This is a genomic window from Brevibacillus sp. M2.1A, assembly GCF_013284355.2.
GTDB lineage: Bacteria > Bacillota > Bacilli > Brevibacillales > Brevibacillaceae > Brevibacillus.
Genome location: NZ_JABSUY020000001.1, coordinates 3883969 through 3896861, shown reverse-complemented (window position 1 = coordinate 3896861; position 12893 = coordinate 3883969). Strand labels below are relative to the sequence as shown.

The 12893-nt window shown below is 44.3% G+C and carries 12 protein-coding genes; 7 read left to right on the top strand and 5 right to left on the bottom strand.

Annotation, left to right across the window (positions count from 1 at the left end):
* The first annotated feature begins 17 nt into the window (after positions 1-17).
* The 3 genes from HP567_RS18705 (at position 18) to HP567_RS18695 (ending at position 2769) form a co-directional block, all read left to right on the top strand.
* A complete protein-coding gene (locus HP567_RS18705) occupies positions 18-1526 on the top strand; it encodes a fatty acid--CoA ligase family protein (protein ID WP_173608360.1) in 1509 nt (502 codons plus the stop codon).
* Between the two features lie 24 nt (positions 1527-1550).
* Entirely contained in the window at positions 1551-2027 is a 477-nt protein-coding gene (locus tag HP567_RS18700; RefSeq protein ID WP_229088075.1) for a GNAT family N-acetyltransferase, read from the top strand.
* Positions 2028-2205: 178 nt separating this feature from the next.
* Positions 2206-2769 carry an NAD(P)H-dependent oxidoreductase gene (locus HP567_RS18695; protein WP_173607758.1) on the top strand — a complete coding sequence of 188 codons (564 nt, stop codon included), beginning with the start codon at positions 2206-2208 and terminating at the stop codon, positions 2767-2769.
* Positions 2770-2835: 66 nt separating this feature from the next.
* Here the strand turns inward: HP567_RS18695 and HP567_RS18690 are convergent, their stop codons facing one another.
* From HP567_RS18690 to HP567_RS18680, 3 genes are all read right to left on the bottom strand, one after another.
* The gene (locus HP567_RS18690; RefSeq protein WP_173607757.1) at positions 2836-3201 is read right to left on the bottom strand and encodes a winged helix-turn-helix transcriptional regulator; all 366 of its coding nucleotides are present in this window, start codon (positions 3199-3201) and stop codon (positions 2836-2838) included.
* A gap of 105 nt (positions 3202-3306) precedes the next feature.
* Positions 3307-4818, bottom strand: a complete 1512-nt coding sequence (locus HP567_RS18685) for an MFS transporter (RefSeq protein ID WP_173607756.1) — start codon at positions 4816-4818, stop codon at positions 3307-3309.
* A 269-nt stretch (positions 4819-5087) separates the two neighbouring features.
* Complete coding sequence (locus tag HP567_RS18680) at positions 5088-5642, bottom strand: GNAT family N-acetyltransferase (protein ID WP_173607755.1); 555 nt, start codon at positions 5640-5642, stop codon at positions 5088-5090.
* A gap of 283 nt (positions 5643-5925) precedes the next feature.
* Between HP567_RS18680 and HP567_RS18675 the strand changes: the two genes are divergently transcribed.
* Complete coding sequence (locus HP567_RS18675) at positions 5926-6759, top strand: MerR family transcriptional regulator (protein ID WP_173607754.1); 834 nt, start codon at positions 5926-5928, stop codon at positions 6757-6759.
* Positions 6760-6771: 12 nt separating this feature from the next.
* Positions 6772-7785: a serine hydrolase domain-containing protein gene (locus tag HP567_RS18670; RefSeq protein WP_173607753.1), complete on the top strand. Its 1014-nt coding sequence runs from the start codon at positions 6772-6774 to the stop codon at positions 7783-7785.
* Positions 7786-7867: 82 nt separating this feature from the next.
* On the opposite strand, the gene HP567_RS18665 is transcribed toward HP567_RS18670, so the two are convergent.
* On the bottom strand, positions 7868-8605 hold the full coding sequence (locus HP567_RS18665) for a MerR family transcriptional regulator (RefSeq protein WP_173607752.1): 738 nt from the start codon (positions 8603-8605) through the stop codon (positions 7868-7870).
* 133 nt (positions 8606-8738) lie between these two features.
* On the opposite strand from HP567_RS18665, the gene HP567_RS18660 reads away from it, so the two are divergent.
* Positions 8739-9737 (top strand): phosphotransferase enzyme family protein, encoded by a 999-nt coding sequence (locus HP567_RS18660; protein WP_173607751.1) that lies wholly within the window; start codon positions 8739-8741, stop codon positions 9735-9737.
* A gap of 236 nt (positions 9738-9973) precedes the next feature.
* Entirely contained in the window at positions 9974-10747 is a 774-nt protein-coding gene (locus HP567_RS18655; protein ID WP_173607750.1) for an alpha/beta hydrolase, read from the top strand.
* Between the two features lie 167 nt (positions 10748-10914).
* Here HP567_RS18655 and HP567_RS18650 read toward each other — a convergent pair whose 3' ends face one another.
* Entirely contained in the window at positions 10915-12855 is a 1941-nt protein-coding gene (locus HP567_RS18650) for a helix-turn-helix domain-containing protein (RefSeq protein ID WP_229088074.1), read from the bottom strand.
* Between the last annotated feature and the right edge of the window lie 38 nt (positions 12856-12893).

Genomic DNA, 12893 nt, shown 5'->3' with positions numbered 1-12893 from the left:
AAGGGGGTAGGTGTGTGATGTATCATTTGAGTGAAGGTCTCATGCAGAGCGCGAAACAGTTTGCGGATCGTCCAGCCTTTGTCTTTATGGGAGAAACGACATCGTATGCACAATTCAATCAGCAGGTCGAACATCTCGCAGCAGGACTTGCCCAGCACGGGATTGGAAAAGGGGATGCTGTCGCCCTGCTCATGGATAATCGGCCGCATTTTGTTAGCGCTTACTATGCGATACTCCGCGTAGGAGCTGTTGTTGTTCCCATGAACCCCATCTATACGGCTCGCGAAATTAGCTTCATTCTATCAAATAGTAAAGCAAAGGCAGCCATTGCCTTATCCACATTGCAGCCGGTACTAACCCCGATGAAGGACCAAATAGAAGATTTGCAGCTTCTCATCTACACGGAATCTATTGAAAATGAAATAACGATCGATCAGCTTGTACAGGAAGGGCAAGAGTCAGAGGAAGGATACGTGGAGCCGGAACGAAACGAAGATGACCTCGCTGTAATTCTGTATACATCAGGCACGACTGGCCAGCCAAAAGGAGCGATGCTCTCCCACCGTAATATGGCATCGAATGCGGATGCGATGGGGATATTGTTCGAGTTGGTGCCAGAAGATCGCATGGTCGCGGTACTCCCGATGTTTCATGTCTTCTGCATGACGGTGTGCATGAATGGCCCGATTCGCACGGGAGCAGCCATCATTATCGTGCCAAAATTTCATCCAGTAGACGTCCTTCAAACGATTCGTGAGCAAAAGGCCACATGTTTTGCAGGTGTTCCGACCATGTACAACTATCTGCTACAGGTGCCGACTGCGACAAAAGAAGATGTCTCCTCCATACGGATATACTGTTCGGGAGGTGCATCCATGCCCGTAGAGCTCCTGCACAAGTTCGAAGCGAAATACGATGCCAAGGTACTGGAGGGCTACGGTTTGTCCGAGGCAGCACCAGCTACAACATTTAACCCACTGCACGGGACCAGAAAGCCAGGATCGGTAGGAGTCGATATCCCGCTTGTGAAGAACAAGGTCGTCGATCCGGAAGGAAACGAAGTGGCACGTGGAGAAGTGGGCGAGCTGGTGGTGCAAGGGCCGAACGTTATGATAGGGTACCTTGGTTTGCCAGATGATACGGCAGCGGCGCTTCGAGATGGTTGGTTGTATACGGGAGACATGGCGCGTATGGATGAAGAAGGATATGTGTACATCGTTGACCGCAAAAAAGACATGATTCTCGTTGACGGCTATAACGTGTATCCGCGTGAGGTAGAAGAAGTGCTTTATCAGCACCCTGCGGTTATCGAGGCGGCTGTGATCGGGATTCCTGACGAGGTGCATGGTGAAGCAGTCAAGGCATTTGTGGCTTTGAAGGAAATAGCGGTTTCTCAAGAGGATATTATGGCATTTTGTCGTGACAAGCTGGCGAAATACAAAGTTCCTCGTCAGGTCGAATTCGTAGCAGAGCTTCCCAAAAACACTACAGGGAAAATCTTGCGTCGCTCGTTGCGCACCTCTTAAATGATCGTATGACGGGATGTGGAGGTGTTTGGATTGCTGCGTTTGATTCATGCAACAGAAGGAAATCAATACGAACAAGCACATGAACTTTTCATGAAGTACGTAGATTCATTAGGAGTTGATTTGAGCTTTCAAAATATTGCGACCGAATTGCAAAATATACCGGGCGAATACGCACCCCCAGACGGTTGTATTTTGTTGGCGTTAGATGATGAACAGCCAGCAGGATGTGTTGCCTTACGAAAAATAGATGAACAAGTTTGCGAAATGAAGAGGTTGTATGTGAAACCTGAATGGAAAGGAAGGGGCGTTGGGAAAAAATTAGCCTTGGCGATCATGGACGATGCGAAATTACGAGGCTATTCCTTCATCCGTTTAGATACGCTTCCTACGATGGAACAAGCAATTCAGCTATACCGCTCGTTGGGATTCTATCCAATTGAGCCCTATCGTTTCAATCCGATTGAAGGCACGCTGTATATGGAGAAAAAGCTCATATAAAACATTGGCAAAGAGGCTTCCCAACGATACGAACCTAGATGCATTAGGTCGCGGGGAGGCTTTTTTCTGTTCTTTACACTCACCTTTATGTAAGTAACTGAACAAAATGTGCATACTTACAAATTTGCAGAGAGCATTTTATACTCATAAAACAACAAACTTCAAGGAGGAACTTACTTTGAAAACCCTTGTAATTGTCACACATCCAAGCATCGAAACATCCGTCATCAACAAGCGATGGGTAGAAGAACTCAAAATATATCCAGAAAAGTATACCGTACACGAATTGCATAAGGCATACCCAGATGGAAACATTGATGTGGAAAAAGAACAGCAATTGATTGAATCGCATGGGAATCTTGTTTTACAGTTCCCGGTTTACTGGTTTAATTGTCCGCCTCTCCTGAAAAAATGGCTTGACGATGTTTTTGCATATGGGTGGGCGTACGGTTCAAAAGGAGGCGATAAATTAAAGAATCGCAAAGCTGCATTAGCCGTATCTGCGGGAATAAGGAAAGAGGATTATCAGGAAGAGGGAAGGTATCGGTATACACTTGCGCAAATATTGACCCCTTTTGAAACAACCTTCCGCTACTGCCACGCGGATTATCGTTCATTCTTTGCGTATTATGGTACGGAGACGGAGTCCGGGGAAAATGTACCTGGTCAAGAGCTTGAACCGACCGGCAGCGTATTGGATAAGAGTGCGCAAGATTATTTGAAATTCATTGATAACCTGTAAGAAGTCGGAAAGAAAAAAGAAGTATTTCCTCGTTCGGGAGATACTTCTTTTCCTGTTAGAAACAATCTATGCCTGCTGCTTTACTTCCTCCCGAGGGGGCACGCTGTTTTTCTCTCCCCAGTCGCACATCATATTTAATAAGGGAATCAGAGAAAGCCCACGTTCTGTTAAGGAATATTCCACTTTGGGAGGGACTTGGGGGAATTCCTTGCGGATGATCAGGTCATCTGCCTCCAGCTCTTTTAACATCAAGCTCAGCGTTTTAAAAGAAATGGTACCGATGCTTCGCTTTAGCTCATTATGCCGCATTACCTTCTTTTCAGCTAGCCAATACAAAATGATCATTTTATATTTACCGCCTATTAGAGACAATGTATATCCAAAGCCAGTGTCTTTCAGCTCCACACCAGTCGGAACACAGGTTTCACGCACGAAGTACACTCTCCTTTGGGAAGTATAGTTTGCAAATGCATATACTTCACCATACATCATGCTGCCATTTTTGGAAAGCGATGCGAGCAAGAAACCCTTGGATCTTTATGATTCGACACTCTTTTGCTGGCGCTCAAGCTTGCCGGGGCCTGCGTATAGTACAGAAAAGAAACCAATAACGGCGAAAATCAATCCCACGGTATAACCATGATTGATGGCGCTTCCTAGAGAGTGACTCAGAAAAGAATGAACACTCGGCTCAATTGTTAAAGGCTCACGCATGAGAACTTCAGGATTAAGCAGATCAGCTACTTTCTCCAAGGAAATGCCATGTAATGACGCCCCTGTGGATACGATACTCGCATAATTTTGGTTCACAACAGCAGCCGTGATCGATGCGCCGAGTACGCCTCCCATGTTTCGACAAAAACCAACGATCGAGGAAGAAATACCGATATATTTTTTATCAACCGAATGCACGATCGCGTTTTGTGCAACGCTCATTAACGGCCCGATTGCAGCAAACCCGAACAGAATCATCAAGAGTGTTAAGAAAAAGAAGGAAATGCCAGTTGAAACGTACATAAGAAAAATAGAACTAACTACACAAGCGAGCATAGAGAACGCCATGAGAGATCGAAAGGAAAATTTTGTTTGCAACATTCCGAATACCACGGCACCTCCCGTCAAAGAGAGCATCAACGGGGTCAAAACACTATTGGAGTTCGGATATCCAAGTACGGCCACAGCGAAAATAGGCAAATAAGTAATAGCAGCAAACATGATGGCACCTTGAGAAAGACAGGCGATACAAGTCGCGACCACCATGCGGTTTTGGAAAATCTGGAAAGGAAGGATCGGTTCCTGTGCATGACGTTCTACCATAATAAAAGCGATCCCCACTATTCCGGCCAGTGCAAACAGTGAGATGATTTGCCACGAAGACCACTCATATTCTTTTCCTCCCCATTCAAGTGCCAGCATGACAGCTACACAAGCGACGATTAATGTAACGGTACCCCAATAGTCAATCTTTGGCTTTGTATGAGAACGGGATTCTTTCAGGGAAAACAGAAGCGTTAAGAGAGACAACAAACCGATCGGAACATTGACATAAAAGCACCAACGCCACCCCAAGTAATCAGAGAGCAAGGTCCCGACTTGAGGGCCGGCGATAGAGGAGAGCCCAAAGATTCCGGCAAACACGCCAGAGATTCGTGCCGTATATTTCGGATCAGAGGATAGCGTAAACAGGATTGTGAAAGTAATCGGAAAGAGCGCCCCTGAACCAATTCCTTGAAGGGCACGAAAAGCAATTAGCTGTTCGATGCTTTGGGCAACGCCACACAGTGCCGAGCCAATGAGAAAAATCGTAATGCCTAGTAAGTAAAACAACTTGCGCCCAAAAAGATCGGACATTTTCCCGAAGATGAGCATCGTACTGGTCGCGGCTAAGACGTATGAGGTGAAAACCCAGCTCATGCTTTCAAAGCCACCGATATCTTTAATAATGTGACTAATAGCCGCCGAGGTGATGGTATTGTCGAGGGAAGACATCAGTAAGCCCAGTGCCATTGCAATGATAATGAAGCGATTACGTGTATCGGATCGTGACATAAAAAGCGAACTCCTATCTCTTTTTTCTATTTATCTAGCAAACTTCGCTACAAGACTATTATTTGTGCATTCGTTGCCAATAAATAGGGAAAGAACAGTTGCAAATCAAACTTTACCTCGTCGATGAATTGTACAGAAAGTGCAGTCAATCTTACCATCTACCCTTACCAATCAAAATAGCGGTAGCCATGGACCAGAAATAAAGTCCTTGTCTACCGCGATTCATTGAACGATCATTCCGATAGTTGAAAAGTGCTGAGGATTACTTTTTAATCAAGCATGAGATACCAGTAAATTGCTACCTCATCACTATCTTTGTCAAGCCCCCTGTAGACGTAGGAATCGAAACCTCCGATGACAAAACCACAACTTTCGTAGAATTTACATGCGCGGACATTATTACTTTGTGTCTCCAGCATGATTCCCGTCATCCCGCCATCCTTCGTCCAGCGTATAGCCTGTTCGATTAGTTTTTTACCGAGACCGTATCCTCTATATTGCTTATCAACTTTAATATCTTCTACATAGGCAAATTTGTTCCAATTTCTTTTCAAAACAATTTGACCCACAACTTGATTATTCACGAGCGCTACATAAATGATTTGATGGGGATTGCCGATATAGTTCGAATAATCCTCAACAGTATCTTCCTCAAGCTGTTCATCATCGTAGCTTTTATTCCTAAGAGGGACCTCCTTCACCGTATATCCGATTCGCTGTCCCATAAGTTGTAAGACAAGGGTAGAGTCTACGATAAAGCTCCCATCAATGTTTGAACCACAATCATCGTCCCCAGCACGCAGTTCCCTAATGAAAATATCCATATTCGTCCTCCTCTATTTTTATAGGGTGAGAATAGAGATATAAGGGGGACCACGGACTTAACGGAATACATATTGCTCCGTCATTTTCAGAACCTCCTGGTTTTATTTAGCATTTACGATTCACTAGATCATTGTACAATCATTGCTTAGCAGGTGCTAGCAGTTTGAGAACAAAGTCAGATTCGAGCAGGGTGCCGGAAAACCGCACTTGCAGTTGACTTTGCCCTAAGGGGAAGGGGTATAAGTAGAATATCGATACAGATTGAGCAATGGAGGTGAGCCTGTGCTAGCAATCGGAGAGTTCTCAAAGATATGCGGAGTGTCAACGAAAACACTTCGTTATTATGCCGAAATTGGACTAATGAACCCAGACGAGATTAATCCTGAAAATGGCTATCGGTATTATTCCATCAAGCAACTGACAAAGATGCTTTTGATCAACCGTTTGAAATCGTACCATTTTTCGCTGGACGAAATCAAAGCCATTCTGGAAGTGGAAGATGATCAATCGGAAGAAAAGCTTGTCTCCGCGCTTCTTCGCAAACAAAAGGAAATGTATGAAAAACGAAACGCTTTGGACTATACCATAAAACAACTGAACCATGATCTTTTGAAAATGGCGCAGGGGATCCCCATGATGGCATACCTTGACAACATAGAAGTACAGCTTGTGGAGACCCAGCCAATCCATATTCTCTCGTTACGCCAGATGCTGACGAGTGCTGATTATGCAACAGGATATGGAAAGTACTTTAGTAAGCTGTATGAAAGGGTTGCGACTGAAAAGTTTAACTTGCTCGGTACACCAATGACGATTTATCACAGCCCAGAATACAATCCCGCCGGAAACGATACAGAGTTTGCGCTCCCGGTCGCGGAGGCTGTAAAGGGAACAAGGGATTTTCCAGGGGGACTTTGTGCAAAGTCTGTCTGTCAGGGTCCTTACTCAGAATTGACATCGGTATATGCCAGGTTGAGGGAATGGGTAGAAAATGAAGGCTATGAATTGGTGAGATCACCTTACGAAGTCTATGTAACCGCACCCGATCATCCCTGTGTTGTTACGGAAGTGTATTTTCCAGTCAGAAAAGAAAAAATTGACATTCTCCGTGCATAGGAGGGAATTATCATGCAAAGAAGCGATTGGCCTACTACAGAATGGCAAGCAGGAGACCCGGCCGTGTTGAACATAGACGCTGAAAAACTAGCAGAGCTAGACCCTATCATTAAAGCCTCGTACAGCAACATAAACGGAATCGTTGTTGTGAGAAATGGTTATCTCGTCTATGAAAGCTATTTTCATGGCTATGGACCGAAAGATAGGCACCATGTAGCGTCTGTAACGAAAAGTATTCTATCCGCTCTCATTGGTATTGCTATAGAGGAACGGTTTATCAAAAATGTCGACCAAAAGGTGCTGGATTTTTTCCCAGACTATGCACCCGATCATACGGATACACAAGCAATCTCCATTCGCCATCTTCTCACGATGACAGCCCCCTATCCTTTTGAGGACTGGCACGAACCACTGGACAAGATGTGTATGCAGTCCGATTGGGTAACATATACCCTGGATATGCTCGGGCAAAAGGGAGAGATTGGAGCGTTTAAGTATTCGACCGCTGGAGCGCATCTGCTTTCAGCCATCCTTACACGCAGCACAGGTAAAAGTGCCAGAGAATTTGCCAACGAACACTTGTTTAAACCCATCGGTATAGAAGAAATCTCTGATTATGATATGAAAGCGTTTGGGTTTGAAGATTTATTCGGGAATGATGTGAGAGGGTGGGTAAAGGATCCTGACAACAACTCCACAGGAGGATGGGGGCTCACGTTAACTCCCCGTGATATGGCACGTATTGGCTTGCTCTATCTGAATCGCGGCTGTTGGGACAATCATCAGATCATTCCAGGGGCTTGGATAGATGAATCAACCGCAATGAATCCCAATCAATACGGCTATTTATGGTGGTTGCGCGAAGAGGACGGTGTTTTTTCATATGCTGCACTGGGCGATGGCGGTAATGTTATCTGTTGTATCCCAGAAAAAAACCTCGTCGTAGCCATTGCTTCAGCATTCATGCCGCATTCTCGTGATCGATGGACGCTGATCAAGGAGCATATTAGCGGGGCGGTAATCTAAGGCATTAGATAGGAATGGAAACAATGAACCGGGGAGTTGCAGCTCACCCGGTTTCACTGTTAAACGATCGTTTAACTACACTTTACTTGGAAGCGTAATTTTCGGCAGCAATGCAAATGTAGTAGCTTAATCCCGTTTGCTGTTCTTCCAACATCGCGCGGTGGAACTCATCTGATAGGAAAAATCTTGCCTGCTCGGCAAATGCTCTCGCATCAATCGGATGGTCTTTTTGTAAAAAAGCAAGATGGTTTTCGATCGCAGAAACAACAGCTTCGTCGTCGACACTTTTGTTGTTTTTCAACGCCTCTGCCATAAACGTCATGAAAGCCTTCGCTTCTGCAGCTTTTTCATTCAGGGAAACCACGTCGAGATTCTCTGTATCCAATTGAAAATCGTACGCTTTCTGCAAATGCTCATTTTGTTGAGTGAATGCCTGCTTCCATTCTTCTTCATTCAATCCATCAAACATGTTCGCTGTGGACATATTTCCTCGCTTCCTTTCGTGTCGAATCGTTTCTTCGAGAGTATTCAAGAGGCGCTCCAAGCGTAGCTGGCGTGCCTTTAACAGCGTTTGCTGCTCACATAAACACCGAAGTCTGTCTGGCTCGTGATCAAGTGCAGCTTTAATACTGTCCAACGAAAAATCAAGCTCACGATAAAACAAGATTTGTTGTAACCGCTTGAGTTCATTCTCACCGTAATAGCGGTACCCATTTTCTGAAACGGTTTCTGGCATCAGCAAACCAATCTTTTGATAGTGATACAGAGTCTTGATTGTGGTACCAGACAGTTTGGCTACATCGTTAACGGTATACAACATGGCGATTCACCTCCTGAAGTCGAGTTTGCAGTCTGACCTTAGGTTGGAGTCAAGCGAAAAAATGAAAAGAGGAGGATGGCGAAAATCAAACGAATGTAAGCGTATGATCCATTTATTGGGTGGAGGGATTCGCATGACGAAGTTGTTTCACTTGGATTCTGAAAATGACATCGAGAAGGTAGTGGCCCAGTCACAGCAAATCGCACAAAAAGCGATGCACGAATACGACTTGGATTGGCAACACATTCGATTCAACCAACTGTCCGACACTTGCACGTTTGTCATTGAAACGGAGAAGGATGGGAATTATTTACTCCGCATTCACGGGACCACGAACAGAAAGGAAATAGATTCCGAGCTTGCTTGGCTCAGTTATTTGCATGAAAAAATAGAGGTCGAGATTCCAACGGGAATAGATGGCCGCAATGGTTCCAAGACTGTGAGCATCAAGCTCGCAAATGGTGAATGTGTCTTCGTATCCGTCATGCGTTGGGTCAAAGGGGAGCATACAGATAAAGAACTGACCGAAGAACAAGTTTACAAAGAGGGTGTCTTATTAGCAAAGCTTCATACAGTATCTCAGCATTTCCAATTGACCCCTGAATTTGCTCGTCCGATCTGGGGAGTGGATAGCTTCAAGCACGCTATGACTCGTTTGACAGAGCATTACCATCGGTTTCTGACAGAAGAAGAATTCGAGCTATATCAATTGGCTGCGGATAAAGTACTCACTTGTCTTGAAAAATTGGACATGAATAGCAGCCACTATGGAATGATTCATGGCGATTTGCACCAAGGTAACATCGTTTTTCACAACGGAGATCCTCGGCCGATTGATTTTGGAAGATGTGGGTTTGGTTACTATCTTTATGATATCGCCCATACCATTTTGGGTCTATATCCTGCCCAAAGAGAGCTAGTCGTAAAAGGCTACGAGAGTTTGCGGAAGCTAGAAGGTGACTGGCTCCCCACACTCGAGAGCTTCACGGTGATGGTCATGATCGAAAATTATAGTCATCATGCTCCTGACCCCAGGGAAACCGAGGGGCTAAAAGAGGAACAGCCCTATGCAATACCGATCATCCAAAACTATATGAACGGTAAGCCGTTTCTTTTTCCTTCATCGCACTAGCAAAAAAGGCGACGGAAACTATTCGGGATAACTACACGAATATCAAGCCACTATTTGAAATGGTTTTATGTGTTGGAATTGAGAAATTTAATAGGAAACAGTTAAAAGTTATGAAAAAAAACAAATAATTACAATGATGCGTTGACAGATAAAATGCTTGGGGATAAATTTTGGTAAAGAATTTTTTAAAGTAATTTAAAAAATCGTAATCCAGAAGAATAAACGGAGGCAAAGAAATGATAGTAAGGGGTAGTGTTTTTTCTAGTATGCTAGAAATGGAAACCGGAATAACGGTTATTATTCCAAACAAATTTAATATGGAGCAAAATTATCAAGTGGTATATCTGCTTCACGGTCTTTGCGGAAGTAATGGTGATTGGGCAAATTATACGATGTTGCCTGTTTACGCAAATGACTATCATGCAATATTTGTAATGCCGGAAATTTCCAGAAGTTTTTGTTCGGATATGAAATTTGGATTTAAATATTTTAGTTACATTTCCGAAGAATTGCCAATCATATGCAAAAGTGTCTTTAACATATCTTCAGAAAGAGAGGATACGATAATTATTGGTGATTCAATGGGAGGATATGGAGCTTTGAAATGTGCATTGTCAAAACCAGAGCAATATGGTTATTGTTGTGCATTTTCATCACCGTGCTTGTTTTTAAAGGAGGATTTAGATGAGCATGGAGAGATTGAAAAATTCAGAATGGTTTATGGAGAACAGATGCTCAAGGATTTTCAAGGGATTTTAGGAGGGGACTTGGAGTGGAGTGAAGAGCATGAGATATTGGACTTAGCTAACAAGATCAAAGATCAGTCAGTCAGACCTGAAATATATATCGCATGTGGAACTGAAGATTTTTTGCGTGATAGTAATGTAAGATTCAGCAATGAAATGCGGAATCTTAACTTTGACATTGAATATGAAGAATGGTCTGGCAATCATGACTGGTATTTTTTCAATGAAGCGTTACAAAAAGCATTAAAGAAAGTTTTGAAATAATTTGAAGTGTTATTCTCATCAAAGCCTCGGCACTTTAATAAAGAAATTTACATAAGATAATTATGGTAAACAAATATTCAAGGACACGTAAGCAGACTTTGCTAACAAAAAAGGCAGCGGTAGTCTAGGACTTTTTCTCGTCCGAAGCTACTCCTGCCTATTTGAGTTTATCCTTCCTGTCGCAAATGACAAGCGAGCTGTAATTTCAGCAAGTCTTCGGGATTTCGCAAATCAATATGAAGAAGCTCCTCAACTTTGCGCAATCGCTGATACAGCGTATTGACGTGAATGTGCAGCTCTTTGGCGGTCAGTTGAGGGGATTGACTGCATTTCATATAAGTTATGATTGTCTGTTCCCATTCCTCATATTTTTCCGGGTCTTCCCAGAAAGGGGCAAAGACATCTTGAATGAATGCATCAATATCGGCCTGACTCTGGTTCAGCATGAGGCGATTGACACCAAGGTCTTTGTAGTGCACCACACCAGAACGGCTGCGGTTGGTCAGGTAGTGAGCGGCTTTCTTGGCTTCCTCGTAGCTTTTGCTGATTTGCTCAATCCCGCTTGCCAAACTTCCCACACCAATGGATAACGATGCTTCTTTGCCAAGATCCCATTCATAGGACGCTTGTTGCAGCCTCTCCCGGATGTCCTTTCCATCTCGAGAGCCGAAAGACCGGACGAGGAGGGTGACATGGTTATGGAATCCATAGACAAACATCTGTGTTTTACTAAACTCCCATTTCCAACGGGTAATGAGTCGGTGAATGTTTGCTTCTAGCAATGCCAGGTCTTGGCACTGCGTCAGATGGGCATAAACTACGTAGTATTTTGCTTGCGGCTGTAACCCCATCGAACGGGCGCGGTCAACCAGTTCATTGCCTTTGCTTGCGATCAGTTCTTGAAAAAGATCGTGTGCACGTTTGTACAGCACGGAGCTGATCGATTGCTTTTTTACCAAATCGAGTATGAGCACAGCACTCCCTTGCTCGACTGTCATACGTGCGAGATCAGATAGTCCGCGTTCGTCCAAGGGAATCATGAGACATCCGAGAAAAATGCTCCCATTGATTAGTGGATACAAACAAAATAGTTGATCGTCACCCGAAGCGGGAGAGAACAAGGTGACAGAAACAGGCTGTCTTCTTTTGTTCAGCAACGTATACAGTTCATCCCAGCTAAAAAATATCATACTCTTTTCAGGATACATTTTTTGCTCAAGCCAGTCGGCAAAATGGATGGAATGTCCGGTCATTTTGCTGAGGTTTTTTACGATTGTTTCGGCCCCTTTATTTTGCAAGGACAACTGCTTGATAGATTCATGGATATGGTTGCGTTGTATCAAATCATCGTGCTTGGCTTGCAGTTGAGCTCTCATGGCAGCCATGTGGTCATACGCTTGTTTGACTTCAGCATAGAGCTCGGCATTTTGCAGGGCGATGGAAGTTTGGTCTGCGAAGCCTTGGAGGAGGTCAAGGTCGTACTCGGTGAACACATTTTCCTGATGAAACTGATGCAGGACCAGTACACCAATACGCTTTTCTCCACGTGATATCGGAACACATAACAACCCATTCAAGTCACGCAATGCTTTGGCGTGGTTCAGAGAGTGAAAGTTGTCAGCAGAGATATCCTTCATCGCATGGGCTGTTTCTTGGTTGGTTCTGTACATGCGTGGGATTCCGTCTTCGAACACTTTGCCCGCGATGGATTCTCCCACCCGCATTTTGAGATCCTTGAACACCGTATCGTGAAAACCGACGGCCTCTTTCGGAATCAATCGGTCGATCGTGGGATCGTACAAGTGCAGGAGGCCTGCGTCTGCAGCCGGAATAACAGCCAGTGCATTACCAATGATGCCACGGATGATTTGGTGAACGTCGAGGGTAGCAGATATGGAACGAATTCCTTCAAAAAGCTTCTTGCTTTCCTTTGCTTTGGCTGTCATTTTTTCTTCTGCCATCAACAGGCGAATGCCGAACCACAATAGTTCCCATTGGTCAGCGGTGAGAATGATGGGTTCGTTTGTTGTATGTGCAAGGCAAATGACGGCTTGTCCCTCGTTTTCGTAGAAAAAACGGTATTTCTGTTGGGCATAGGTATAACGCATGTGGACAGCATCGTTGTCACAGGGAGGTACTGTCAGAG